The organism is Delftia lacustris, from assembly GCF_040267515.1.
GTDB lineage: Bacteria > Pseudomonadota > Gammaproteobacteria > Burkholderiales > Burkholderiaceae_C > Comamonas > Comamonas tsuruhatensis.
Map to the genome: position 1 here is coordinate 3,468,201 of NZ_CP141274.1, position 25,037 is coordinate 3,493,237.

Sequence of the window (25,037 nt, forward strand, 5' to 3'; positions counted from 1 at the left end):
CTGGGGCCGTGGTGACCGGCAGATTCCGGGCGCCTGTCTCGCAGTTCAAACCCCGTCACATCGCATCTCCCTCGGCCCGCGTAGTGGCAACGTGGGCAGACTCGATCGGCGACGACGCAGGGGTACTGCCAAAGCGGCAAGAGCACTCAGATGTACGGCCCCAGAAACTTACGGATTCATCAAGTCTGCGAACCAGCAAAAGCCTTGCTCATCTTGAATCCGAATGCTCGTGTTTAGACCGCTGATCGTCAATTCACGCAAATTCCTAGGAAGTATCTTATTTTTCAGAAAAATAGAAAACGACAGCAGTCTCCACTTGATCTGAAAATTCGAAAGAACTTAGACTGATAGCGTCACCCACTGCCATGTGGCAGCAAAGGCCTATTAAAATTTCAGCACAGAGGGAACTATGCCAATTAAAATTCTGACCGGATCTATACTTTTTCTCGTATCAATCTCTGCAATGGCTCAAGATTTTCTGATAGGGAATGAGGAAATTGAAAAGAACGGCATGCCAATGGTCGCCAGAATTATTTCCGGCAGCATGGCTGGAATGAGTGGAACCGTGACCATCAATCTAGTCAAGCTATCAAATGGATCATATCTCTACGAAACCACCAATCAAAATGATGAAGCGATTGAATTCAACAAGAGGCTGTGCGAGATATACGGAGACAAGCATCCAGAATCTCCCGGGAAAATGGTAATTGGTAGCGATGAAAGGAATATACCTCTTCACTGCGAACCAGCGTCCCCTCAAAAGGAAATGTCATTCAAACAACAATCTGACTACTATTACATGCCTGGTGGCCAATGGAACTACAGACCTGTTCTATCTCTAAGCTATGACCCTTACCCGCGTGCTGGCTCATACACAAGAGTATCTGCAAGTGCAGGCGTTGACTTTTCTGTACCAAAAGGCGGCGATCTTTCACTTGCCGTTGGAGTTCGAGGGATTCCAAATTGCTATAACAATGGTTTCACCATGGCTGGTAGCATTCCAGTCGCAAATCTGCAAGTTGCAGTTCTATGCTACATGTACCCACATTTGGCCGGCACAGGGGGAAAGGCCGTTTCTGCTCGAGCAGTTTCGGAAAGCAAATACTCGGCCAGTGAGAATGGGATAATGGAAATCTATTGAAGCAATAGCAAACCAGGTTTATGACCCCAGGAAGCCATGGTGCCTTCTTCAGCCTAAAACAGAAGAAAGTACCATGGCAACCCGTCTTGGATGATGGTGCCCGCACAACGCCGCACATCCGCGCATAACTCCAGCCAGTATCCGGTCATCAACGGCTTTGGCCAATTACTTCACAGGCCGCTGATATGAAAAAACCATGTCAAGATACAGTTTTGCGCAGTTTGTTGGCTGGCGCAGTCTTGCTGATCACCGCATGCGGGGACGCAAAAAACGCAACCGCTTGCGAAAACCATGACCTTAATCTGGTTCGAACGAATGTACTGAAAAAACTGAAAGAGAAGTTTCCTCAGTACGCATTCGATATCACCAAGGTGACGTTTTCTCCAGGAGAAAAAGTGCCTTTTTGGCACGTGGAGGCCATCACCCAATCGAATGGTAAGGCGCTGGTGGTTTTCGCCATGCACTATTGCGAAGGGTCTGTAGAGGTGACAGCCCTCAACCCCTACCACCCTTGACGGCGGTGGAGGCCATCGCCCTCACCCTCTCAATGAAAGCCTGCAACACCGCCGCAGGCTGGTCCGCCCGCCAGGCCATAACGGCGGGCGTCATGGCCTGCTGCGGACCGCGCAGGGGCACGAACACCACGCCGTTCATGCCCACGCGCTGCATGCAGCTGGGCACCAGGGCCACGCCCTGCTCTGCCGAGACCAGGGCCATGACGGTGAGCCACTGGCGCGCGGCGTGGCGTGTGTGGGGGTGGATGCCGGCCTGCTGCAGGCAGGCGATGACGTTGTCGTAGTTGGCCGGGGCCACTTCGCGGGCGAACATGACGAAGGTGTCGCGGGCCAGTTCGCGCAGGTCGATGGCAGGCTGCCGGGCCAGCACATGCGTGGCGGGCAGGCAGCAGACAAAGGGTTCCTCGCCAATCGACAGGGTCTGCAGGCCGTCTGGCGGGTTGGCTATGTTGAGAAAGCCGCAGTCGATCTGGCCGCTGGCAATGGCCTGCAGTTGCTCGCGCGTGGACATTTCGTGCAGGCAGACTTCGACCAGGGGGCGTTCTGCGCGGAAGGCGCGGCAGAAGTCGGGCACCTGGCGGTAGACCATGGAGCCGGTGATGCCCACGTCCAGCCGGCCCTGCATGCCTTCGGCCACGCCACGCACCACGTCGGCCGCATGCTGCAGTTGGGCGAGCACCTTGCGTGCCTCGACCAGAAAGGCCTCGCCCGCAGGGGTGAGGCGCACGTTCTTGGCGTCGCGGTCCATGAGGCTGGCGCCCAGGTCCTGCTCCAGGGTCTTGAGCGCCATGCTCAGCGGCGGCTGGGTGATGCACAGGCGCTGGGCCGCGCGGCCGAAGTGGCGTTCCTCGGCCAGGGCGACGAAATAGCGCAGCAGGTGGGTCTTCATGAGAGGCGGCGGATGGGGAGCAAGCGAGATGGCATCTTGCACCATGGCTACCTCTGAAATACAGATTGATAAATCATGGGACTTCAGATGGTTCGCAGCCACAAAACCCGCGCACCTCAACTTTGAGACACCGAGGAAGGGCCGCCCCGCACCGAGGGTGTCGTCCCCCTCCGCGCAGCGAGAAGGGGGAAGGCGCGAAGCGACTCAGGGGGTCAATACGATTTAGGCAAGCCCAATACCTTTTCGGCGATGAAGCACATGATGAGTTGCGGGCTGACGGGCGCCAGGCGGGGGATCCAGGATTCGCGCATGTAGCGCTCCACGTGGTATTCCTTGGCATAGCCCATGCCGCCGTGCGTGAAGATGGCGGTTTCGCAGGCCTTGGCGCAGGCTTCGGCTGCCAGGTATTTGGCGGCGTTGGCCTCGGCGCCGCAGGGCAGGCCCCTGTCGTAGAGGAAGGCGGCCTTTTGCACCATGAGGTGGGCCGCCTCAAGCCCCATCCAGGCCTGGGCCAGCGGGTGCTGTATGCCCTGGTTCTGGCCGATGGGGCGGTCGAAGACCACGCGCTCCTTGGCGTACTGGGTGGCGCGCGCCAGGGCAGCGCGGCCCAGGCCCACGGCCTCGGCGGCGATGAGGATGCGCTCGGGGTTGAGGCCGTGCAGGATGTACGAAAAGCCCTTCCCCTCTTCGCCGATACGGTCCTCGGCGGGAATGCGCAGGCCGTCGATGAACAGCTGGTTGGTGTCCACGCATTTGCGGCCCAGCTTGTCGATCTCGCGCACCTCGATGCGTTCGCGGTCCAGGTCGGTGTAGAACAGGCTCAGCCCTTCCGTGCCCTTGCACTCTTCCACGGGCTTGGTGCGTACCAGCAGCAGGATCTTGTTGGCGACCTGGGCAGTGGAGATGAAGACTTTCTGGCCATGGACCACGTAGACGTCGCCATCGCGCACGGCGCGGGTCTGCAGCTTGAGGGTGTTGAGGCCCGCATTGGGCTCGGTGACGCCGAAGCAGGCCTTGTCCGTGCCCGCGATCAGCGGGGGCAGCCAGCGGCGCTTTTGCTCGTCCGTGCCGAAGACGACGACGGGGTGCAGGCCGAAGATGTTCATGTGCACGGCCGAGGCGCCCGACAGGCCCGCGCCCGTGGCCGAGATGGTGTGCATCATGAGCGCCGCTTCGCTGATGCCCAGGCCTGCGCCGCCGAATTCTTCGGGCATGGCAATGCCCAGCCAGCCCGCGTCGGCCAGGGCCTTGTGGAAGTCGTGCGGGAAGCCGCCTTCATGGTCCTTGCGCAGCCAGTAGTCGGCATCGAAGGGTGCGCAGGCGCGCTCGACGGCGTCGCGTATCTGTTCCTGTTCTTCGTTCCACAGAAAGTCCATGGTGTGTTCTCCGTTGCTTGTAGCTGTTCGCTTGTTGTGTCTGTGGGGTGACGGCGCTCAGGCTGCCGGTCGGCGCACGCGCTCGGGGTTCTCGCCGTACGGCGGGCTGTAGAAGACCAGCAGGCGCACGGGCTCGGCGCTGGTCACGCGGAAGATGTGCATGCAGTCCTCGGGGAAAAAGCAGGTGTCGCCGGGCTGCATGGCAAAGCGTTCCTTGCCGTCCGGGGTGTCGATTTCCACTTCGGCCGTTCCGGCCAGCAGGTAGCAGGCCTGCTCCATGCCGGGGTGGGCATGGGGCAGCGCGCCGCCGCCCTGCTCCAGCGTGCCCAGCACCAGCTCCATGTGGCGCGCGCCCACGTTGGCGGCACTGACCAGGCGCCGGTTGACGGTGCCGTGGTGGTTGGCGGGGGTGTAGCCGGGCACGTCTTGTTCGCGGATCAGGTAGCGGGGCATGGGCGGTTTCCTTCGGTTTGTGTTTGTGTTTGTGCTTGTGTTTGTGGTGGGGCGTCTTGCAGCGCGGCAGCCTGGCTGCAGGCGCGGCTGGCCTGCAGGGCGGCCAGTTCGGCCTCGGTCAGGCCCGCGTCGCGCAGCACCTGCAGGGTGTGTTCGCCCAGGCGCGGCGCGGGGGCGGCGCGTTCTGCGGGCGGCGTGGCGCTCCAGCGCGTGGGGCTGGCCGTGGTGCGCAGCCGGCCTTCGCTGGGGTGGTCTATCTCGTGCACGAAGCCGGTGGCCTGGTGCTGGGGGTCGGCGATCAGGTCCTCGGGCGAGGCCATGGGCATGTTGGGCACGTCGGCCGCGTCCAGCAGCGTGCGCCATTCGGCGGTGGTGCGCCCTGCCATCAGCCGCGAGACTTCGGCATAGACGGCATCGATGTGCAGCGCGCGCTGGCTGTGGGTGGCGAAGATGGGCTCGGCCATGCGCTCGGGCTGGCCTATGGCGTTGAAGAAGCTGTGCCAGTGCTTGTCGTTGTAGATGAGAACGCACAGGTGGCCGTCGCTGGTGCGATAGGGCCTGCGGTGGCCCGTGAGCAGGCGCGCATAGCCGGGGCCGCCCAGCTGCGGCTCGAACGACAGGCCCGCCATGTGGTCGCCCAGGATGAACTGGGTCATGGCCTCGAACATGGGCACGACCACGGCCTGGCCCCTGCCGGTCTTCTCGCGCGCATAGAGGGCGGCCGTGACGGCGTAGACCGCGTGCAGGCCGGTGACGCGGTCGCCCAGGGTCATGGGGGCATAGGCCGGCTCGCCGCCGCCGTATTGCTGCGCCAGCCAGGGCACGCCGGTGGCGCCCTGGATGAGGTCGTCATAGGCGGGCCGGGCCGCGTAGGGGCCGCGCTGGTCGAAGCCGCAGCAGCTCACGTGGATGATGCGCGGGTTGCGCGCCGCCACGTCCTCGTAGGCCAGGCCCAGGCGCGCCATGGCCTGGGGCCGCACGTTGCTGACCAGCACGTCGCAGCCTTCGGCCAGGCGCAGCAGGGCCTCGCGCGCGGCGCCCTGCTTGAGGTCCAGCACCACGGAGCGCTTGCCCTGGTTGGCCTGCAGGAAGATGTGGCCCATGGCGGGGTTGCGCATGGGGCCGACGTGACGCATGTTGTCGCCCTCGGGCGATTCGACCTTGATCACCTCGGCCCCCAGGCCCGCAAGGATCTGGGTGGCAAAGGGGCCCATGACCACCGAGGTCATGTCCAGCACCTTCACCCCTGCAAGAGGGCCTTGCTGCCCTTGCTGCGCTTGTTCCATGCGGCTCTCCTTCACTGGGCCTCGATGCCCGCCTGCTTGACCAGTTGCCCCCAGCGGGCCATCTGGTCCTTCACATAGGTGGCGAACTCGGCGGGCGTGGCCGTGGGCCAGACCTCGAAGCCGACCTGGGCCAGTTGCTCCTGCACGGCCTTGTCCTTGAGGATGGCCTGCAGCTCGGTGTTCAGCCGCTCGGTGATGTCGGCCGGCATCCCGGCCGGGCCGAAGATGCCGTTCCAGGAGGTGATGTCGAAGCCCGGCAGCGTCTTGCCGATGGCCGGCACATTGGGCAGCAGGGTGGAACCCTTGGCCGCCGTGACGGCCAGGGTGCGAACGCGGTCGGTCTTGATCGTGCCCCAGGCCGAGCCCAGGTCGGCCACGTAGACCTGGATCTGGTTGCCCATGAGGTCGGTCAACGCCTGCGGGCTGGACTTGTAGGGCACCGAGGTGATCTGGGCGTGCGTGACGTACTTGAAGGTTTCCGAGGCCACCAGCGAGGTGCTGTTGGGCGTGCCGTAGGACAGGCGGTCGGGATTCGCCTTGGCGTAGTCGATCAGTTCCTGCACGGTCTTGGCAGGAACGGAGGGGTGGACCAGCAGCGCAAACGGCAGTTCGCCCACGCGCGCCACGGGCGTGAAGTCCTTGACGGGGTCGTACTTCAGGCCCTTGACCAGCCAGGGGTTGGCCGAGTGCGAGGTGTTGGTGGTCATGAACAGCGTGTAGCCGTCCGGCTTGGCCTTGGCCACATGGTTGGCGGCAATCTGGGCATTGGCGCCGGCCTTGTTGTCCACGATCACGGGCTGCTTGAGCCGCTCGCCCAGCCGGGTAGCCACCACGCGCGCCACGGCATCGGTTCCACTGCCGGCCGCGAACGGCACGACCAGGGTGATGGGGTTGGAGGGATAGCTGCCCTGGGCCTGCGCAGCGGGCGCTGCAACGACGGCCATGGCACTGAGAGCGCCAAGGGCCAGGGCCCTGCGCAACGGGGAATGCTTCATTTGCTTGTCTCCTGTTTCCTATGGAAAGCGGCGCTGTGTATCCAGCGCTCGCCGCCATGGTGCGGGCGTCAATGATTCAAGTCCAATTCTTTAAAACCAAGCAAGGATTTGATTTATGAATCATTGAATCCTGCATCAGGCTCCATGTGCCGCCTCTTGCGCAAGGACTGCATCGGTGCGAGGCTGGCAGCCCTGCACGACACCACGCCAAGGAGTTCCGCATGTCACACACCGTCCACACCATCCGGCTGCACCGCGTCCTCAAGGCGCCGCCGCAGCGCGTGTACCAGGCCTTCACCACGGCCGCTGCCCTGGCCAAATGGCTGCCGCCCCACGGCTACATCTGCGAGGTGCCCGAGTTCGACGCCCGGGTCGGCGGGCGCTACCGCATGGCCTTCGTCAATCTGTCCACGGGCGGGCGCAGCGGCTTCGGCGGGGAGTTCCTGGACCTGGAGCCTGGCCGGCTGGTACGCCATACCGACCGCTTCGACGACCCGCAACTGCCTGGCGAGATGATCACCACCATCACGCTGCGCGAGGTGTTTTGCGGCACTGAAATGGATGTGACCCAGGAAGGCGTGCCCGCCGTCATTCCCGCCGAGGCCTGTCACCTGGGCTGGCAGGAGTCGCTGCAGTTGCTGACCCTGCTGGTGGAGGCCAGCGTGCCGGGCTGAGATCCTGCACAAGCCCCTGCTGTCACACAGCTGCGGTTGATGGATTGCGGTGCTTCGGAGGACAATGGCAGTATTGCCCGCCAACGCCTGGAGGTCCGCCATGGCCACCCCCTTTGCACTGACCGCTCAAGCCATCGATGTCCTGCCGTTTGGTGCGCGGCTGGCGGGCGCCCGGACCTGTGCCCTGTTCAAGTCCCAGGACATGGAGGTCATCCGCGTGGTGCTGCGCGCCAGCCAGTCGCTGCCGCCGCACAAGGTGCCTGGCAGCGTCAGCCTGCATTGCCTGGAAGGCGAGCTGGAGGTGATGCTCGGCGAAAGCCGCCAGTCCCTGCAGGCCGGCCAGCTGATGCACCTGCCGGCCAACATGGCGCATGCGGTACGCGCCATCGAAGACACCTCCGCTCTGGTCACCATCGTTCTGTGTGACGAGTCCTGACGCCTGCCGCCTCAGCGCACGGGCAGGAACTGCATGAAGGGTCCCGCCACCAGTCCCTGCCCGTAGCCGATGAAGGAGCGCCTGTAGCGCTCGGTGGTGTAGTTGGCGATCAGGTCCAGCCGGCCGATGATCTTGCCCATCTCGCGCTCGAAGCTCAGGTTGCGCGCGTCGTCGCCCAGGTGGTTGGACAGCAGCAGCGGCCCGCCAGCGGCATTGCGCCGTGAGTTGAGTATCCAGTTGGCCACTTCCACGTTGCGCGCGGCGTTGTAGATCAGCTGCGGGTCCAGCCCATGGACCAGGGTGAAGCTGGTGCGCCCGCCGTGGGCCGTGATGATGGTGTCGGCCAGCGCATGGACGAAGGCGGCCACGCGGTCGCCCTTGAAGTCGGGCTGCAGCGCCAGCGAGAGCGCGGCCACGTCCTGGGCGCCGCGCAGGTCGGCCCAGGGCTGGCGCTCGGTGATGGCGATGCGCACGTAGGCGGATGCGGCCTCGCGGCTTTCGGCGGTTTTCTTCCACTCGGCGGGGTTACGCAGGTAGAGCTTGTCCATGATGCGCATCAGGCTGTCCAGGTTCTCCTTCATGGCCAGCGTGGCCATGCGGTTGCTGTCGGACTGCACGATTTCGCTGGGCTCGAACGAGGCGCCCTCCACCTTGCCGCGCGGCGCGGGCGTGTCGGCGCAGCCCGCCGTCAGCAGCAGCGCCAGCACGGGCGCCAGGCGGCGCGCAGCGCCACCTCCCGGCCGGGGCCGGCTGTCATTCACCCCGGCTCTGCGGCCGGCCTCCCCTGGCAAGACAAGCTCAATAGTCATCCCGGAACGATAGCAGCGCCCTACCGGGGCGCCGAGGCCCGATGCCGTGTCTTACATGCCCTGGCGCCGGCAGCGTCAACCTCCCGTCAGGCAGTGTTGCTGCACCGTCCACTCATCCACCACCGCCCCGGTGCTGCGCCAGCAGGTGGCCAAGGATCTTCCAGGTCTGGGGCTGCTCCACCATGGGCACTGGAATGCGCAGCATGCTGCCCGCGGCCTGCCTGGGCGAAAACAGCAGGCCCGGCGCCAGCAGCAGGCCCTGCGGCGCGGCATGGCGGGCCAGCACCTCCGAGTCCACGCCGCAGTCCACCCAGGCGAACATGCCGGCCTGCGGCTCGTGCGGGGCGCGGCAGTCCAGGGCTTCGAGCATGCGCAGGCAGCGGTTGCGCGCGCGGTCCACGCGCTCGCGCAGGCGGTCCACATGCTTGCGGTACTGGCCGTCGGCCAGCACGCGGTGCACCACCTGCTCGCCCGGCAGCGCCGTGGTCAGGCCGCCCAGCAGCTTGAGGTCGGTCAGCCGCCGTATCAGGTCGGTGTGTGCCGCGACATAGCCCACGCGCAGGCTGCCGGCCAGGGTCTTGGAGTAGCCGCCCACCAGGAGCACGCGCTGCAGCCGGTCCATGGCGGCCAGGCGCACGGGCACGCCGGGCAGGAAGTCGGAGTAGGTGTCGTCCTCGGCCAGGTAGAAGTCGTGGCGCTCGGCAATGCGCAGCACCTCATGGGCCACGCCGGCCGACAGGGTCTGGCCCGTGGGGTTGTGCACGGCCGTGTTCAGGATGAAAAGCCGGGGCTGGTGCTGGCGGGCCAGCCGCTCCAGCGCCTCCACGTCGGGGCCGCCGGGCAGGCGGGGCACGCCGACCACGTTCACCCCCAGGGCGTTGAGCCGGCCGAAGATGAGAAACCAGCCGGGGTCTTCCACCAGCACGGTATCGCCAGGGCGCACCAGGCTGCGCACGATGAGGTCCAGCCCCTGCGTGACACCGGCCACGGTCATCAGGTGGGCCTCGGGGTGGGCTGGCACGTCCTGGGCCTGCAGCACCGAGGCGATCTGCTGGCGCAGCGGCAGATAGCCCTGGGGCACGCCATAGGTCAGCAGGCTGGTGCCCGTGCTGCGGCCGACGGCGCGCAGGGCCGAGGCCAGCATCTCCTGGTCCAGCCATTCCGGCGGCAGCATGCCGGCGTCGCCCGAATGCTCCGTGCCTTCGCGGAACATGCTGCGCAACAGAAAGGCGGTATCGAAGGCGGCGCCCTGCTCCAGCGTGGGCAGACCCTGGCTGGCGCGCGGCAAGGCCTGGGCCGCGCGCCGGGCGCTGACGAAGACGCCCGAGCCGCGCCGCGAATGCACCAGGCCCTGGGCGGCCAGCCGGTCGTAGGCCTGGACCACGGTATCGCGGCTGACGCCGGCCTGCTGCGCCAGCGCGCGCACCGAGGGCAGCCGCGAGCCCGCGCGCAGGCCATGGTGGCGGATGAGGCTGCCGTAGTGGTCCACGAGCTGCTCGACCAGCGAGAGATCGGAGGAGCGCAGCGGACGCCAGGGCGCAGCGGCCTGGAAAGCCGTAGCGGAGGATGCACTCGATGTCTGCGGTGTCTGCTGTGCCTGCGCTTGCTTCGGCGTGGCTGCGGGATCAAGTGTCAGGGTCATGTGGGCAGGCCAGTTGGCAAATTGTTCTGGCAAAGTGTACTGCTACTGTACCGAACACTGCCATTAGCATGGCCTGACGGCGCCGCGGCCTGCGGCATGCGCAGACAGGGCGCCGGATTCCCTGTCATGCCTGTTGCCACCATGCCCTTCGATACCGCCCACACCTCGTTCCTGCTGCCACTGGCCATGTTCTCCTTCGTCAGCTCCGTCACGCCCGGCCCCAACAATGTGATGTTGACGGCCTCGGGCGCCACCTTCGGCTACCGCCGCACGGTGCCCCACATGCTGGGCATCACCGTGGGCGTGGTGGTCATGGTGCTGCTGGTGGGCGCGGGCCTGGGCGCGGTTTTCGAGCGCCTGCCGGTGATCTACACCGCGCTCAAGTACCTGGGCGCGGCCTATCTGGTCTGGCTGGCCTGGAAGATCGCGGGCAGCGGCGGCATCGACGGCGGCAACGCGGGTGCCCGGCCCTTCGGGTTCTGGCAGGCGGCGGCGTTCCAGTGGGTCAACCCCAAGGCCTGGATCATGGCCATCGGCGTGATTGCCACCTACACGCCGCGCGAGGATTTCTTCATCAACCTGGTGCTGGCCGCCCTGGTGCTGGGCATCGTGAACTATCCCAGCGTCAGCGTCTGGACGCTGTTCGGCAGCGCCGTGGGGCGCGCGCTGCGCTCGCCGCAGGCACTGCGCCGCTTCAACTGGTGCATGGCGGCCCTGCTGCTGCTGTCGCTGTATCCGGTGCTGGCCGACTCACACGGCTGATTCAAACGCCTGATTCACGCGGCTGCTTCATGCGGCCGATGCCCCATCCAGCGCCAGTATCTGGCGCGCCAGCGCGGTGATGCCGGCCTCGCTGAGGTCGTCGGCCTGCACCCTGCGGCGCGTGCGCCACTGCGTGAAATGCCGCTCCTGCGAGCGCTCGTAGTGCGGGTCGTAGTGCTGGGCCATGAGCTCGGAGAACAGCGGCGAGAGGCTGCGCTCATGCGCCCAGGCCTGCCAGCGCGAGATGGTCTCCTTGCCCTGCAGTTCCTTGAGCCAGCCCAGCTTGTCGGCCAGCATCTGCGGATCGTCGCCCAGGTAGGCGTAGTCGCGCAGCAGGTAGGCCAGGCGTGCCTCGGGCGTGGCATCGAGCGCAATCACGGGCGACTGGCGCATGTGCTCGACCAGCACCAGCGGCAGGGACACGCGACCGATCTTGGCGCTCTCGCCTTCCACGTACACGGTGCGTGCGGTGTCGAAACTCTCCAACTGCTGGGCCAGCAGCGTCTCGAAGTATTTCTGGCTGGGCTGCTCCACCCCGGGCAGGTTACCCAGCAAGGAGCCCTTGTGGCTGGCATAGCCCTCCAGGTCCAGCACCTGCTCGCCGGCCTCGGCCAGGGCATGCAGCACGCGGGTCTTGGCGCTGCCGGTGGCGCCGCACAGCACCTGCAGGCGCAGCTGGGGCACCAGGCGGTCGATCAACTCGATCACATGGCCGCGATAGGACTTGTAACCGTTGGCCAGTTGCTGGGCATCCCAGCCGACCAGGCGCAGCCAGGTGACCATGGAACCACTGCGCAGGCCACCGCGCCAGCAGTAGACCAGCGGCTTCCAGTTGGCCGGTTTGTCGGCGAAGGTTTCCTGCAGATGGCGCGCCAGATTGGCCGAGACCATGGCCGCGCCCAGGCGTTTGGCCTCGAAGGGGCTGACCTGCTTGTAGATGGTGCCGATCCGGGCGCGCTCCTCGTTGTCGAGCACGGGGCAGTTGATGGCACCGGGAATGTGGTCCTGCGCGAATTCGGCAGGCGAACGGGCGTCGATCAGGGTGTCGAACTGGTGACGGTCGGCGATGCGGATGGGCTGGCGGTGGGACACGGGCAAACGGTGATCTGGCGATCATGCGGGAGGCAGAAACAACCGGCGCCATGGCCTCAGGGGCTCATGGGCCGGCACCGGAACCAGGAAAGTGGATCGAGCCTCGACACGCACCGGCCCGCCCCGCTTCGCGCCCTGCTTGCGCGAGCCGGGCATGCGGCCGACCTTGGAAGCGGGGATTTTCGCACGCCCGCCGTGCCTGCGCACGGCTGTCAGCGCAAGGCAGTCACCGCAAGGCAGCGGCGACCAGGCCCTGCACGGCCGCCACGCGCTGCACCTGCTGGGGGCTGTCGTAGTTGCCCATGAAGACGGCATACACCAGCGAATGCTGGGGCACGACCACCAGCCGCTGCCCGCCCAGGCCGATGGCCATGTAGTACGCCAGGCCGGCGCGGGTCTGCCCCACGTACCAGTGGTGGCCGTAGCGCAGGCCGGGCCAGGCGTCCACGCGCGGCTGAATGGATTGCACAATCCAATGCCGGGGCACCAGCGCCCGTCCCTGCCATTCACCCTGCTGCAGCACCAGCTGGCCGATGCGGGCCAGGTCCCGCGCCCGCAGGCGCAGGCCGGAGGCGGCGGCCGCCTCGCCGTTGGTGCCAGGAGTCCACTCGGCCTTGTCGATGCCCAGCGGAGCAAACAGCTTGTGCCGCGCATAGTCCAGCAGCGGCATGCCGCTGCCCTGCGCGATCAGATGGCCCAGCAGTGCCGTCGCCCCGCCGCTGTAGCACCAGCGTTCGCCGGGCGGGGCGACGATAGGCTGCTCCAGCACGTAGCGGTAGCGGTCGCTGCTGCGCTCCATGGCGATTTCGCTGTTGCGCGGGTCGGAATACGGAAGGTCCTCGTCCCATTGCAGGCCCAGGGTCATGCCCAGGGCATGGGAGATGAGGATGGCGCGCCGGCGCCCATCGGCCGCCAGATCGCCGTAGGCGGGAAAAGCCTGGACAAGGGGCGTGTCCAGCGCGGGCACCTTGCCCTCGGCCAAGGCCATGCCGTACAGCAGGCCGACGATGCTCTTGCTGACCGAGCGCACATCGTGCAGGGAGTCGGCGTTGAAGGCCACCTTGCCCAGCGGCTCGCCCCAGCGTTCGTCCTCACCCTCGAAATAGCGCTCCAGCGCCAGCCGGCCGTGGCGCATCACGACGACGGCGTGCAGGTTCGCCAGTTCTCCGCTCTGCACGCCCTGGTCCAGGCGTTCGCCCAGGTCCTCGGCCAGGCCGGTGCCGGTGCCGGTGGAAAAGGCACCGCCCTGCCCCACGCTGGCACAGGCCGTGCAGCCCAGCGTCGCCAGGGCTGCGCCCGTCTGCAGCCACCTGCGCCTGTCGGTGCGAAAGCCGTTGTTTGTCATGTCCCTCTCCCTTACTTACTTACTTACTTAGTTAGTTAGTTGGTTGCTTACTGCTTGGGCGAAGACCCGCTGCCGCGCGGATGGATCAGCATGCGGTCGCCGCGTATTTCCACATCGAACTGGCGCAGGAAGTTCTGGCCCAGCAGCGCATCCCTGTCCGTGCTGCCCGTATAGCCCGTACCCACGCGCAGGCCGCTGACCACCAGGGAGGCCACGCGCACCTGATCGGCCACCACCATGCGGCCGTCGCGCTCGCCATTGGCGGTGCGAAAGCGAACCGGCTCGCCGCCGTCCAGGCCTGCGCGCTCGGCCAGCGGCTCGGTCACGCCGACCATGCTGGCGCCCGTGTCCACCAGGAACAGCACGGGCTGCCCGTTGACAGCCCCTTCCACGCGGAAATGCCCGTCGCGGTCACGCGCAATGGCCACCGTGCCATCGGCCTGGACCTTGACGCCGGCCGGCTTCAGGTACATCTGCATGGCCCAGTACAGCACGCCCATGACCAGGAGCCAGAACAGCAGAAAACCCAGCATGCCGCGCCGGGCGACGGACTGGACACTGGGCTCGGCGGCCGGTGCAGAGGAAGCGGACGGGTCGGACGGATCGGACGGAGGCGGCGTGGACTTGAGGCGCATGGCAATGCAGACGGGATCGACGATGGCAGCACGGTGGCTGCACGGCGGCAGTCGCCCATTCTGCCTGCGGCCCTGCCCCGTCACGGGCAAGCCAATAGCCGCTACAGTGGGCGCCTTCATCACAGCCCGCTCCTGCCATGACCACGACCGCGCAGCCGCCCTTTGTCCTTCACTACATCTTTGACCCGCTGTGCGGCTGGTGCTATGCCGCCGCGCCCCTGGTCAAGGCCGCGCGCAGCGTGCCCGGCGTCACGCTGCGATGGCATGGCGGCGGCATGCTCACGGGCGCCCACACCCGCACCATCACGGCCGACTGGCGCGGCCATGTGATGCCGCACGACCAGCGCATTGCCGAGATGACGGGCCAGCCGTTCGGCCCTGCCTACTTCGATGGCCTGCTCAACGACCTGGGCGCCGTGCTGGACTCGGAGCCGCCCACCACGGCCCTGCTGGCCGCCGAGGAACTGGCGGGCCGGGGCCTGGACATGCTGGCGCGCCAGCAGCAGGCCCACTACGTGGAAGGCCGCCGCATCAGCGACCCCGCCGTGCTGCAGGAACTGGCCCGTGACCTGGGACTGGACGGCGAGGCCTTTGCCCAGGCCTTCCAGCGCTTGTCCGGCGCTGCCACCCAGGCGCATATCACCCAGGCGCGCGAATGGCTGAACCTGGCACAGGGCCAGGGTTTCCCGACCTTCGCGCTGGAGTTCGACCACCCCGAGGCCGAGCAGCCGGGCCAGCGCGCCATCCAGCGCATCGACATCGGTCCCTGGCTGGGAGATGCACAGGGCTGGGCAACGCAGCTGGGCGAGTGGGTGCAGCAGGTGGCGGCCATCACCGCCGGCGAGCAGACCGCGCCCCAAGGCGAGGACTGCGGGCCCGATGGCTGTGCGCTGCCCAAGAGCTGACCCGTCAACGCCCGTCAAAGAAAAACCGCGCCCTGGCGCGGTTTTTTCATGGAGCGCGGGCGCCCGTCAATCCATCTTGGAGATCATCACCTCACCAAAGCCGGAGCATGACACCTGGGTGGCGCCGTCCATCAGGCGGGCGAAGTCGTAGGTCACCTGCTTGCTCTGGATGGCCTTTTCCAGCGCGCTGATGACCAGATCGGCCGCCTCGCGCCAGCCCATGTGGCGCAGCATCATCTCGGCCGAGAGGATTTCGGAGCCCGGGTTCACATAGTCCTTGCCCGCGTACTTGGGGGCCGTGCCGTGCGTGGCCTCGAAGCAGGCCACGGAGTCGGACATGTTGGCGCCGGGCGCAATGCCGATGCCGCCAACCTGGGCCGCCAGCGCGTCCGAGATGTAGTCGCCGTTGAGGTTGAGCGTGGCCACCACCGAGTACTCTGCCGGGCGCAGCAGGATCTGCTGCAGGAAGGCGTCGGCAATGGAGTCCTTGATGACGATGTCGCGGCCCGTGCGCGGGTTCTTGAACTTGAGCCAGGGTCCGCCGTCGATGGGCTGGGCGCCGAACTCGCGCGCGGCCAGCGCGTAGCCCCAGTCGCGGAAGCCCCCTTCGGTGAACTTCATGATGTTGCCCTTGTGGACCAGGGTCACGCTGGGCTTGTCATTGTCGATGGCGTACTGGATGGCCTTGCGCACCAGGCGCTCCGTGCCCTCGATGGACACGGGCTTGACGCCGATGCCCGAGGTCTCGGGGAAGCGGATCTTCTTGACACCCATTTCCTTGACCAGGAAGTCGATGAGCTTCTTGGCGTTGTCGCTGCGCGCCTCGTACTCGATGCCCGCGTAGATGTCCTCGGAGTTCTCGCGGAAGATGACCATGTTGGTCTTCTCGGGCTCCTTCAGCGGCGAGGGCACGCCCTTGAAATACTGCACGGGGCGCAGGCAGACGTAAAGGTCCAGCTCCTGGCGCAGCGCCACGTTCAGCGAGCGGATGCCGCCGCCCACGGGCGTGGTCAGCGGGCCCTTGATGGAGACCACGTACTCGCGCAGGGCCTGCATGGTTTCCTCGGGCAGCCAGACATCGGGGCCGTAGATGCGCGTGGATTTCTCGCCCGCGAAGACCTCCATCCACTGGATCTTGCGCTTGCCGCCATAGGCCCTGGCCACGGCGGCGTCCACCACCTTGATCATCACGGGCGTGATGTCCACGCCGGTGCCGTCGCCTTCGATGAAAGGAATGATGGGCTGGTCTGGCACGTTCAACGACATGTCGGCGTTGACAGTGATCTTCTGGCCCTCGGCCGGCACCTGGATGTGCTGGAAGCGGTTCATGGGGACGGGTCTCCGTTGGCTGGTGCACGAGGCAAGAGTGAATGCCCGGAATGGGCACAAATTTGGTGCAGAAAATTCTAACGACAATCGGGTCGCCTTCCTGTCAACGGCGATACAGTCAGTGCGTTGAGCATCTGCGGTGCATCAACAATTTCGCACCGCTGTCTGGTTCAACTTGGCTTCTACCGCTTTTCTAGGAAATGGCATATATGAAAAAACTCCTCGCTGTCCTGGTCGCCGGTTCGTTTGCCGCAGGCGCCTTTGCACAGGCCGCCGCAGCACCCGAAACGCCGATGTCGGCTCCCACGGCCGCTTCCGCAGCTGCTCCCGCTCACACAGCCAAGAAGGCCAAGGTCGCCAAGAGCGGCAAGCATTCCGGCAAGAAGCACGCCAAGCGTTCCACCAAGAAGGCACACAAGGCCGTGGCCTGATCCAGGCGCCGGGATGCCCGCTGGCATCCCCTCAAAAAAAGCCCGCAAGTCAGCAATGCACTGCGGGCTTTTTGCCGCCCGCCCGGCCATGATGGCCCGGCCAGGCCGATTTTTGCGTCCGGCCACGCGCCCCCTGCGACAGAATGTGCAAGATGACGAAGCCTTCGACACCCCTCCACACATCCCTTTCCCGCCGCGCGCTGCAGCGGTTGCTCATGGCCGCCTGCCTGGCCGGCGCCGCCGTATCGGCAGGCGCACAGCCCCAGGGCAGCCCCCAGATGAACCTGCGCCGCGTGGAGTTGACGGCCGGAATCCACCGCATCGACGCACAGGTGGCCGCCTCGGACCGCGAGCGCGCCATCGGCCTGATGTTCCGCCAGGACATGCCCACGCAGGAGGGCATGATCTTCGTCTTCGAGGTGCCAGCCGTGCAGTGCTTCTGGATGCGCAACACCCTGCTGCCGCTGACCGCCGCCTTCGTGGCGGATGACGGCACCATCGTGAACCTGGCCGACATGAAGCCCATGACCGAGGACTCGCACTGCTCGGCCAAGCCCGTGCGCTATGTGCTGGAGATGAACCAGGGCTGGTTCGCCAAGCGCGGCCTGAAGGCTGGCGTCAAGCTGGGCGGCAGTCTGTTCACACCGACGCCAGCCCCCAAGCCATAATCACGCACCATGCAAGCGCTTCGCTCCTCGTTCTGGCTCACCCGGCTGATATTGGCCTGGTTTGCCGTGACGCTGGGCGTTGCCGTGGCCTCGCCCCTGGTCCATCCCCAGGGATTCGAGCTGGTTTGCACGGCCAGCGGCGACGTCAAGCTGGTGGCGCTGGGCGACAGCGCGGCCCCTGGCATGGGCCACCACCAGCTTGACTGCCCCATGTGCCTGCCCGCCGGCGCACCGCCGCCGGCCCTGCCGACGATGGCCGTGCCCCACCCGCAACCGCTGGCCCACGCGCTGCTGCCACTGGTGGCGGCGCACATTGCCTCCGTCACACGTGCGCCGCTGCCGGCGCGCGGCCCTCCCTCGCTGACTGCCGTGTTCTCTTGAATCGCCGCCGGGCCTGCTGATGAGCGCCCGGCCCGCCTGTGCCGCGCCTGTGGCCCAGGACTGCGCCGCATGCGCGGTGCAAGACCCGGAGTCAGTTCGTGAATTCTTCCCCTTTCCCCGCGATGGCGGCGCCGGTGCGCGCATCCACGCACGCCTTTCGTCTCCATCCCCTGGCAACGGCGCTGTGCTGCGCGCTGGGCGCCGCATGGGCACCTGCCGCGCACGCGCAGGCCCTGGCCGAGGCGGCACTGCCCGCCGTCGAAGTCTCCGACCAGGCCACGGCCGACGCCAACGGCCTGCTGCCGCTGAACAAGACCGTGGGCACGGCCAGCCGCCTGGGCCTGACGGCGCGCGAGACACCGGCCTCGGTGCACATCGTGGATCGCGCCGCCATCGAGGCGCGCGGCGCCCAGGACACGCAGGAGATCCTGCGCTCCATTCCGGGCGTCACGGCCTACAGCCCGCCCGGCAACATCGGCATCAGCTACCGGGGCTTCGGCACGGGGTCGGTCAGCCAGCTGTTCAACGGCATCAACCTGCAGTACTCCATTGCGGCACGGCCCGTGGACAGCTGGATCTACGACCGGGTGGAGGCCATTGGCGGTGCCTCCGGCTTTCTCTACGGCGCAGGCGGCGTGGGCGGCACGCTGAACTACATCACCAAGCTGGCCCAGCGCGACAGCTTCACCGAAGGCCAGCTACGCCTGGGCAGCTACGGGCTCAAGGAAGCCTCCGTCGGGCTGAACCGCCGCCTGGGCGATGCCACCGACAGCCAGGGCACGACCCATTACCTGCGCCTGGACCTCAACCACCGCGATGCCGGCAGCTGGGTGGGCGGCACGCAGTCGCGCTCCACGCAGCTGGCGACCTCGCTGCTGTCCGACCTGGGTGGCGGCCTGACGCACACCCTTGCCTACGAGGCCCAGCATGAGCGCGTGGACCGCCCCTACTGGGGCACGCCGCTGCTCAACCCGCTGCGCGGCCAGGCGCGCATTGACGAGGCGACCCTAGGCAAGAACTACAACAGCGCCGACGGCCTGTATGCCCAGCGCGTGCAGTGGCTGCGCTCCATCACCGAATGGCGGGCCAGCGACCGGCTCAAGCTGAGCAACACCTTCTACGCCTATGACGCGCTGCGCGACTACCGCAACGTGGAGACCTACCGCTTCACGCCCGACAACACCGCGGTGGTGCGCTCGGCGGCGCTGCTGCAGCGCCATGACCAGCGCATGGTGGGTGACCGCATCGAAGGCAGCTATCTGGGCGAGCTGGCCGGCCGGCGCAGCGAATGGGCCTTTGGCCTGGATGTGAGCGTGAACCGGCAGACACGCTTTCCGAACAGCCTGTCGGGCACGGTGAGCACGGTCAATCCCTACGATTTCACGACAGAGAACTTCTACGACATTCCCGGCATGGCGCCCGGATTCAGGCCCGACCGCGACAACAAGGTCACCACGACCGCCCTGTACCTGGAAAACCGCACGGCCCTCACTCCTGCCCTGCATCTGCTGACGGCGCTGCGCCATGAACGCATCGATGTGGACCTGACCAACCGGCGCGATGTAACGCCCGCGCTGCCCGCCAGCTACAGCCGCAGCTATAGCCCGACGACCGGGCGCGTGGGCCTGGTCTGGGATGCCACGCCCGAGGCCAATCTCTACGCCCAGTTCTCCACGGCGGCCGATCCGCCATCGGGCATGCTGATGGGCGCCTCGTTTGCCGACGCCATCAACAACACCGGGCTGACCACGGGCCGCCAGGTGGAGGCGGGCAGCAAGCTGTCGTTCTGGCAGGGCAAGGGAACGGCGGCGCTGGCGGTCTATCACATCACGCGCCGCAACATCTCCACCCAGGACCCGCAGGACAGCACGCGCACGGTGCTGGTGGGCCAGCAGTCCTCGCGCGGGGTGGAGCTGTCCATGGGCCTGGCGCCCACGCCGCGCTGGTCGGTCCAGGGCAACTGGAGCCATGTGGACGCGCGCTATGACAACTACCAGCAAGGCGGCGTGTCCCTGGCCGGCAAGCGGCCCACGAATACGCCCGCCAGCGTGCTCAACCTCTGGACCAGCTACCGCATCACGCCGGCGCTGGAGGTCAACGCCGGGCTGCGCCGCGTGGGAGGTATCTATGCCGACGCGGCCAACACCCTGTCCTGGCCTGCCTACACGCTGCTGGACCTGGGCCTGAGCTACCGCATCGACCCGCGCATGACCGTGGTTGCACGGCTGCGCAATGCCACGGACCGCGTCTACGCCGCCAGCCTGACCAGCACCATGGCCTACCTGGGGGCGCCGCGCACGGCCGATATCACGCTGCGCGTGGCGTTCTGAGCGAGGGCCGCGCCATGCGCCTTCACCTCAAACGCTGGCTGTTCCTGCTGCACCGCTGGCTGGGCATTGCCGTGTGCCTGTTCTTTGCGCTGTGGTTTGTCTCGGGCATGGTGATGATGTACGTGGGCTACCCCAAGCTCACGCAGGCCGAGCGGCTGCGCCACCTGCCGGAGCTCGATGGCAACGCCGCCCTGCTCGCGCCCGCCGAGGCGCTGCGCGCGGCCGGCATCGACGGCCCGCTCAAGGACCTGCGCCTGCATGCCGGCAGCGCCGGCCGTGCCAGCTACCTGGTCATGCCCGAGGGGCGGCGCCAGCCCGTGACCATTGATGCGGCCAGCGGCCAGGTGCTGCCCGCCACCAACGAGGCGCAGGCCCTGGCCAGTGCCCGCGCCTTCGCGGGAGACGGCACAGGCCTGCACTACCTGGGCACGGTGGATGAGGATGCCTTCAGCCACTCGCGCGCGCTGGACATCCACCGCCCCCTGCACCGCGTGCAACTGGACGATGCCCAGGGCACGCTGCTCTACATCTCCGGCCGCACGGCCGAGGTGGTGCGCGATGCCACGCGCACCGAGCGCGGCTGGAACTACCTGGGCGCCTGGCTGCACTGGCTGTACATGTTCCGGGGCAATGCCTTTGACGGCGCCTGGGCCGACATCGTCAACGTGTTGTCGCTGGTCGGCATTGCCGTGGCCATCACCGGCACCGTGGTCGGGGTGATGCGCTGGCGGTTCAGGCAGCCCTACCGCAGCGGCCGGCGCACGCCCTACCCGGGCCGCGCCATGCGCTGGCACCATGTGGCGGGCCTGCTGTTCGCGCTGACCACGCTGGCCTGGATCTTCAGCGGCCTGATGTCCATGAACCCCTGGCGCCTGTTCGACACGGGCACGCCGCCACTGCACATGGCCCGTTGGCAGCAGGGCCCGCTGCGCCTGACCGGGGACGACGCCACGCCGCAGTCGCTGATTGCCGCAGCGGGCGGACCCGTGCGCGAACTGCGCTGGCTGCGCACCGCAGGCCGCACCGAAGTGCTGGCCCAGCCCGCAGCCGGCACGCCCCTGGTGCTGGACAGTGCCAGCGCAGCGCCCGCAGCCCATTCGCGCGAGGCCCTGCTGGACCGCGCGGCCGTGCTGGTCGACGCACCCGTGCTGCGCAGCGAATGGCTGACCGCGCACGACCTGTACTGGTACGAGCGCGCCGAGCACACCATGATGGGCGGCCATGACAAGCCTCTGCCCGTGCTGCGCGTGGTCTTTGGCGATGCCGCGGCCAGCTGGGTGCACATCGATCCGCACACGGGCCAGGTGCTGGGCCGGCTGGACGGCACCCAGCGCCTCAAGCGCTGGCTGTTCGCCATGCTGCACAGCTGGGACTGGCTGCCGCTGCTGCAGCGCCGGCCGCTGTGGGATGGGCTGCTGCTGGCCTTCAGCCTGGGCGGCCTGCTGATGAGCGCCACGGGCGTGCTCATAGGCGTGCGCAGGCTGCGCCGCAAGCGCAGCCATCGCGCACAGGCCACTGCTTGCCTGGAGGCACAGCCACATGGTTAGCCGCCATACTGTATGCTTGCCGCATGCAACTCGAACAGAAATACCAGGCCCTGCTGGCCGAGGCCGAGCGCCGCAAGCTGGACGACGTGGACAGCATGCGGCTGTGCTTCCAGACCCTGTCGCTGGCTGCACGCATCGACCGTGACTGCGCCGCGCTGCTGGCGCCCCATGGCCTGTCCGAAGGGCGCTTCGTGCTGCTGTTCCTGCTGGAATCCGCCAGCGAAGGGCTGGCGCCCAACCACCTGGCCGAGCAGGCCGGCATCACCCGCGCCACCGTGACGGGCCTGCTGGACGGCCTGGAACGCGAGACCCTGGCCGAGCGCCTGCCCGACCCGGCCGACCGCCGAGCGCTGCGCGTGCAGCTCACCGCCAAGGGCCGCCAGCTGGCGCGCAAGCTGTTTGCCCGGCACAGCCAATGGATCGCCGGCCTGTTTTCCAACCTGTCGCCCGCCGAACGCGGCCAGTTGGGAAAGCTGCTGGCCAAGGCCGCCGCAGGCGTGGAGGCCAGCGCATGACGGCGCCCGCCCCCCGGCGCAAGGGCGCCAACCGCAAGGTCGATATCACTCCCGAACTGCTGCAGGCCCTGTCCCTTGGCGAGATAGAGACCGCCACGCTGACCGAAAGCCTGGCCGTGGACCAGGCCCGGCTGCTGCAGGCCGTCTTTCCCGACGCGTGGCCGCAACTGGAGGACACGGCGCAGGCGCTGGGCCAGCTTGGCATTCTCAAACGCATGGAGTGCATTGGCGGCCTGCTGTGGCAGGCGCTGGGCCAGGCCGGCTGGCAGCGCTGCCTCACGCACCGCTCTGACACGGTGCGCGGCTGGGCCTGCTTCATGGCCGGTGCGCAGCCAGGCCTGACCCTGAGCCAGCGCCTGGAGCTGGTGCAGCCGCTGGCCGATGACTCGCATTTCGGCGTGCGCGAATGGTCGTGGATGGGCGTGCGCCCGCATCTGGTCAGGGACCTGCCGCAGGCCGTGGCCGAGTTGTCCCGGTGGACAAGGCGGCCCTCCGACCGCCTGCGCCGCTTCGCCAGCGAGGCCTTGCGGCCGCGCGGCGTCTGGTGCAGCCATATCACGGCGCTCAAGCAGCAGCCGGAGATCGCCCTGCCCCTTTTGCGGCGGCTGCGCGCCGATGCCTCGCCCTATGTGCAGGACTCGGTGGCCAACTGGCTCAACGACGCGGCCAAGAGCCGGCCCGACTGGGTGCGCGCCCTGTGCGCGCAATGGCTCGAGGAATCGCCCGTGCCCGCCACGCGCCGCATCTGCGAGCGTGCGCAGCGCAGCCTCAAGGAGAGCTAGCCTCCTGCCGGCCCGCCAGCCGTTCGCAGTCGGGCTTGATGCAGCGCCCGTAGAGGATGTGGGAGTGCTCCACGATGGCAAAGCCATGCGAGCGCGCCAGCAGCTTCTGGCGCTGCTCGATCACCGCATCGTGGAACTCCTGCACCAGGCCGCAGCGCGTGCAGATCAGGTGGTCATGGTGCTCGCCGTCATCGAGTTCATAGACCGCCTTGCCCGCCGCAAAGCGCTGGTGCCGCAGCAGCCCCGCCTGCTCCAGCTGCGCCAGCACGCGGTAGACCGTGGCCAGGCTGGTGCCCCGGCCCTGGTCATGCAGCTGGCGATAGACCTCCTCCGCCGCCAGATGCCGCTGGTCCCCGTGGCGAAAGATGTCCAGCACCCACAGTCGCGCCAGCGTGGCCTTCAGCCCCAGGTTCTTGAGGTCAGCGGAATCGGACATGCAGCCCTCCCGGCCGGTCAGAACTCATTGTGGATGGCCTTGTAGCCGCGCACCAGTTCGTTGTTGGTGCGGACCACGTCCTCGGAGAAATCGCTGGCGTCGGCGGGCACCTGGGCCAGCGTGGACAGGTCGGTCTCCGGGCCTATGCGCGCGGTGGACGGCACATAAAAGCCTGGCGGCAGGTGGCATCCATCGACCACGGCGTTGTAGCGCACCACGCAGCCGTCATCGACCACGCAGTTGAACAGCACGCTGTTGAAGCCGATGAACACGCCATTGCCCACGGTGCAGGGTCCGTGGACGATGGCGCGATGGGCGATCGAGGTGTGCTGCCCCACGCTGACGCGCGCGCCCGACTTGGAGTGGATCACCACCCCGTCCTGGATGTTGGAGTGGGCACCGATCACGATGGGGTCGATGTGGCCGTCCGCATCCATCTCGTCGGCACGGATCACCGCATAGGGGCCGATGAAGACGTTCTCCTCCACGATCACCAGTCCGCACAGGATGGCCGTGGGGTCCACGAAGGCGCTGGCATGGATGCGCGGCAGATCGCCGCGCGGGTTCTTGCGGATCATCCCTTGCGCCTGTTCTTTGCGCCGCCCTGGCGGGCCTTGAAGCGCGGGTTGCTCTTGCAGATGACGTAGATGCGGCCGCGGCGGCGCACCACCTGGCAGTCTCGATGGCGCAGCTTGGCTTCCTTGAGGGACGAGAGCACTTGCATGGGAAACTCCTTGGGTTGTAGACAAACGGGGGCCGGCTCGCCGGTCATGCCCAGGACACGGCGTCGTGCGGATGCAGGCTCTCCATGTGGCGCACATGCACGCGCGGCTGGGCGTAGCTGCCTTCCAGCGCGGCCTGTATGCGGCGCGCCGCATCCTCGACAAACATCAGGTTGCGGCCGTTGAGCGCGGCAAAGGCCTGCTCGTCGGCGCGCTTGACGGCGGTCTGCACGGGCGTGCCCAGCGCCTGCTCCACGCGGGCGATCAGGGGCAGGATGCCCAGGTCGGGCGCATCACAGGCCAGGTCCACGCTGACCTGGGCCTCGCTGCGCTGGCTGTGTGCCGTGGCCAGCGTGCCGTGCCGGCGCAGCCAGGAAGCCACCTGGTCCGGCTCCACCAGCGGCTCGCCCGCAAAGGCCTGCAAAAAGCCCTGCTCCAGCAACTGGCGCGACAGTGCCGCCGAGCAGGGGCAGGTCGAGGAATAGCCCACGCCCACCTGCAGCCGCAGCTGGAACACGCCCTGCGCCAGCGTGGCGTCCAGGCGCACGGGATAGGACTTCCAGCCCGACAGATCGTGGGTGACCAGGGCGGGCCGCTGGGTCAGCAGGTCCAGCGACAGGCGCAGCCGGGCGCTGCGGCTTTGGCAGTCCAGGTGGCTGTCGATCATGGCCTGCAGCGCATGGCGCAGCGCCAGGGCAGACAGCGCGGATTCCTCGGCCAGGCTGTCCAGTTGCCGGTACAGCCGGGACATGTGTATGCCCTTGACATGGGCCGCAGGAAGATCGACCTGCACATCGGCGCGCGCATGCAGCTCGCGCCAGTAGCCGGGCTCAGCCACGGTCACGGGCAGGTCTATGCCCTGCATTCCCACCCATTGCAGCGGGCTGAGGCTGGGTGCGGGATCGGTCAGGGAAACATCGGGAAGAGGTGCAAGCATTCGG

28 protein-coding genes are annotated in these 25,037 nt (G+C 67.1%); 13 read left to right on the forward strand and 15 right to left on the reverse strand.

Going from position 1 to position 25,037, the window contains the following annotated elements; genetic code table 11:
• Positions 1-409 precede the first annotated feature (409 nt).
• Together U6958_RS17270 and U6958_RS17275 are read left to right on the forward strand one after the other, a co-directional pair.
• Positions 410-1,141 carry a hypothetical protein gene (locus tag U6958_RS17270; RefSeq protein ID WP_016445988.1) on the forward strand — a complete coding sequence of 244 codons (732 nt, stop codon included), beginning with the start codon at positions 410-412 and terminating at the stop codon, positions 1,139-1,141.
• Positions 1,142-1,326: 185 nt separating this feature from the next.
• Complete coding sequence (locus U6958_RS17275; protein WP_016445987.1) at positions 1,327-1,656, forward strand: hypothetical protein; 330 nt, start codon at positions 1,327-1,329, stop codon at positions 1,654-1,656.
• Here U6958_RS17275 and U6958_RS17280 read toward each other — a convergent pair.
• The 5 genes from U6958_RS17280 to U6958_RS17300 form a co-directional block, all read right to left on the reverse strand.
• On the reverse strand, positions 1,637-2,590 hold the full coding sequence (locus tag U6958_RS17280; RefSeq protein WP_074922211.1) for a LysR substrate-binding domain-containing protein: 954 nt from the start codon (positions 2,588-2,590) through the stop codon (positions 1,637-1,639). The two genes, U6958_RS17275 and U6958_RS17280, sit on opposite strands and share 20 nt — an antisense overlap.
• A gap of 167 nt (positions 2,591-2,757) precedes the next feature.
• On the reverse strand, positions 2,758-3,921 hold the full coding sequence (locus U6958_RS17285) for an acyl-CoA dehydrogenase family protein (RefSeq protein ID WP_012205503.1): 1,164 nt from the start codon (positions 3,919-3,921) through the stop codon (positions 2,758-2,760).
• A 57-nt stretch (positions 3,922-3,978) separates the two neighbouring features.
• Positions 3,979-4,374, reverse strand: coding sequence for a cupin domain-containing protein (locus U6958_RS17290; RefSeq protein ID WP_046239548.1), 396 nt, complete (start codon positions 4,372-4,374; stop codon positions 3,979-3,981).
• Positions 4,359-5,660, reverse strand: coding sequence for a CaiB/BaiF CoA-transferase family protein (locus U6958_RS17295; protein WP_070080400.1), 1,302 nt, complete (start codon positions 5,658-5,660; stop codon positions 4,359-4,361). The genes U6958_RS17290 and U6958_RS17295 overlap by 16 nt, the downstream gene beginning before the upstream one ends.
• 11 nt (positions 5,661-5,671) lie before the next feature.
• On the reverse strand, positions 5,672-6,655 hold the full coding sequence (locus U6958_RS17300) for a tripartite tricarboxylate transporter substrate binding protein (protein WP_074922213.1): 984 nt from the start codon (positions 6,653-6,655) through the stop codon (positions 5,672-5,674).
• A 221-nt stretch (positions 6,656-6,876) separates the two neighbouring features.
• Between U6958_RS17300 and U6958_RS17305 the strand changes: the two genes are divergently transcribed.
• Both U6958_RS17305 and U6958_RS17310 read left to right on the forward strand, forming a co-directional pair.
• The gene (locus U6958_RS17305) at positions 6,877-7,329 is read left to right on the forward strand and encodes an SRPBCC family protein (RefSeq protein ID WP_012205499.1); all 453 of its coding nucleotides are present in this window, start codon (positions 6,877-6,879) and stop codon (positions 7,327-7,329) included.
• Positions 7,330-7,429: 100 nt separating this feature from the next.
• Positions 7,430-7,765 (forward strand): cupin domain-containing protein, encoded by a 336-nt coding sequence (locus U6958_RS17310; protein ID WP_016445980.1) that lies wholly within the window; start codon positions 7,430-7,432, stop codon positions 7,763-7,765.
• A gap of 11 nt (positions 7,766-7,776) precedes the next feature.
• Here U6958_RS17310 and U6958_RS17315 read toward each other — a convergent pair whose 3' ends face one another.
• A complete protein-coding gene (locus tag U6958_RS17315) occupies positions 7,777-8,574 on the reverse strand; it encodes a hypothetical protein (protein WP_370690607.1) in 798 nt (265 codons plus the stop codon).
• A 112-nt stretch (positions 8,575-8,686) separates the two neighbouring features.
• Entirely contained in the window at positions 8,687-10,216 is a 1,530-nt protein-coding gene (locus U6958_RS17320; protein WP_047219014.1) for a PLP-dependent aminotransferase family protein, read from the reverse strand.
• 126 nt (positions 10,217-10,342) lie between these two features.
• On the opposite strand from U6958_RS17320, the gene U6958_RS17325 reads away from it, so the two are divergent.
• A complete protein-coding gene (locus U6958_RS17325) occupies positions 10,343-10,978 on the forward strand; it encodes a LysE family translocator (protein WP_016445977.1) in 636 nt (211 codons plus the stop codon).
• Between the two features lie 27 nt (positions 10,979-11,005).
• Here U6958_RS17325 and mnmH read toward each other — a convergent pair whose 3' ends face one another.
• The 3 genes from mnmH to U6958_RS17340 all read right to left on the reverse strand — a co-directional run bounded on the left by mnmH (position 11,006) and on the right by U6958_RS17340 (position 14,170).
• The gene (mnmH, locus tag U6958_RS17330; protein WP_034367412.1) at positions 11,006-12,070 is read right to left on the reverse strand and encodes a tRNA 2-selenouridine(34) synthase MnmH; all 1,065 of its coding nucleotides are present in this window, start codon (positions 12,068-12,070) and stop codon (positions 11,006-11,008) included.
• A 226-nt stretch (positions 12,071-12,296) separates the two neighbouring features.
• Positions 12,297-13,415: a serine hydrolase gene (locus U6958_RS17335; protein WP_074922216.1), complete on the reverse strand. Its 1,119-nt coding sequence runs from the start codon at positions 13,413-13,415 to the stop codon at positions 12,297-12,299.
• Between the two features lie 47 nt (positions 13,416-13,462).
• On the reverse strand, positions 13,463-14,170 hold the full coding sequence (locus U6958_RS17340; protein ID WP_074922219.1) for a TIGR02281 family clan AA aspartic protease: 708 nt from the start codon (positions 14,168-14,170) through the stop codon (positions 13,463-13,465).
• Between the two features lie 17 nt (positions 14,171-14,187).
• On the opposite strand from U6958_RS17340, the gene U6958_RS17345 reads away from it, so the two are divergent.
• Complete coding sequence (locus tag U6958_RS17345) at positions 14,188-14,955, forward strand: DsbA family protein (RefSeq protein ID WP_061288698.1); 768 nt, start codon at positions 14,188-14,190, stop codon at positions 14,953-14,955.
• Positions 14,956-15,021: 66 nt separating this feature from the next.
• On the opposite strand, the gene icd is transcribed toward U6958_RS17345, so the two are convergent.
• Complete coding sequence (icd, locus tag U6958_RS17350) at positions 15,022-16,284, reverse strand: NADP-dependent isocitrate dehydrogenase (RefSeq protein WP_012205489.1); 1,263 nt, start codon at positions 16,282-16,284, stop codon at positions 15,022-15,024.
• Between the two features lie 209 nt (positions 16,285-16,493).
• Here icd and U6958_RS17355 point away from each other — a divergent pair, with 209 nt between their 5' ends.
• The 7 genes from U6958_RS17355 (at position 16,494) to U6958_RS17385 (ending at position 22,938) form a co-directional block, all read left to right on the forward strand.
• Positions 16,494-16,715: a hypothetical protein gene (locus tag U6958_RS17355; protein WP_016445972.1), complete on the forward strand. Its 222-nt coding sequence runs from the start codon at positions 16,494-16,496 to the stop codon at positions 16,713-16,715.
• A gap of 215 nt (positions 16,716-16,930) precedes the next feature.
• Positions 16,931-17,383, forward strand: coding sequence for a DUF192 domain-containing protein (locus U6958_RS17360; RefSeq protein ID WP_074922222.1), 453 nt, complete (start codon positions 16,931-16,933; stop codon positions 17,381-17,383).
• Positions 17,384-17,392: 9 nt separating this feature from the next.
• The gene (locus U6958_RS17365) at positions 17,393-17,764 is read left to right on the forward strand and encodes a DUF2946 family protein (protein ID WP_074922224.1); all 372 of its coding nucleotides are present in this window, start codon (positions 17,393-17,395) and stop codon (positions 17,762-17,764) included.
• 122 nt (positions 17,765-17,886) lie between these two features.
• Entirely contained in the window at positions 17,887-20,094 is a 2,208-nt protein-coding gene (locus U6958_RS17370; RefSeq protein WP_074922227.1) for a TonB-dependent siderophore receptor, read from the forward strand.
• Between the two features lie 14 nt (positions 20,095-20,108).
• Positions 20,109-21,641, forward strand: coding sequence for a PepSY domain-containing protein (locus U6958_RS17375; protein WP_074922230.1), 1,533 nt, complete (start codon positions 20,109-20,111; stop codon positions 21,639-21,641).
• A 23-nt stretch (positions 21,642-21,664) separates the two neighbouring features.
• The gene (locus tag U6958_RS17380; RefSeq protein WP_074922233.1) at positions 21,665-22,156 is read left to right on the forward strand and encodes a MarR family winged helix-turn-helix transcriptional regulator; all 492 of its coding nucleotides are present in this window, start codon (positions 21,665-21,667) and stop codon (positions 22,154-22,156) included.
• Positions 22,153-22,938 (forward strand): DNA alkylation repair protein, encoded by a 786-nt coding sequence (locus tag U6958_RS17385; RefSeq protein WP_074922235.1) that lies wholly within the window; start codon positions 22,153-22,155, stop codon positions 22,936-22,938. The genes U6958_RS17380 and U6958_RS17385 overlap by 4 nt, the downstream gene beginning before the upstream one ends.
• Here U6958_RS17385 and fur read toward each other — a convergent pair.
• The 4 genes from fur to folE2 are packed head-to-tail and all read right to left on the reverse strand — an operon-like array spanning position 22,925 to position 25,033.
• Positions 22,925-23,374, reverse strand: a complete 450-nt coding sequence (gene fur, locus U6958_RS17390; RefSeq protein ID WP_074922237.1) for a ferric iron uptake transcriptional regulator — start codon at positions 23,372-23,374, stop codon at positions 22,925-22,927. The two genes, U6958_RS17385 and fur, sit on opposite strands and share 14 nt — an antisense overlap.
• Before the next feature lie 17 nt (positions 23,375-23,391).
• Entirely contained in the window at positions 23,392-23,952 is a 561-nt protein-coding gene (locus U6958_RS17395; protein ID WP_016445965.1) for a hypothetical protein, read from the reverse strand.
• Complete coding sequence (gene ykgO, locus U6958_RS17400; protein ID WP_013802515.1) at positions 23,949-24,098, reverse strand: type B 50S ribosomal protein L36; 150 nt, start codon at positions 24,096-24,098, stop codon at positions 23,949-23,951. The genes U6958_RS17395 and ykgO overlap by 4 nt, the downstream gene beginning before the upstream one ends.
• Positions 24,099-24,142: 44 nt before the next feature.
• Entirely contained in the window at positions 24,143-25,033 is an 891-nt protein-coding gene (folE2, locus tag U6958_RS17405) for a GTP cyclohydrolase FolE2 (RefSeq protein ID WP_016445964.1), read from the reverse strand.
• Between the last annotated feature and the right edge of the window lie 4 nt (positions 25,034-25,037).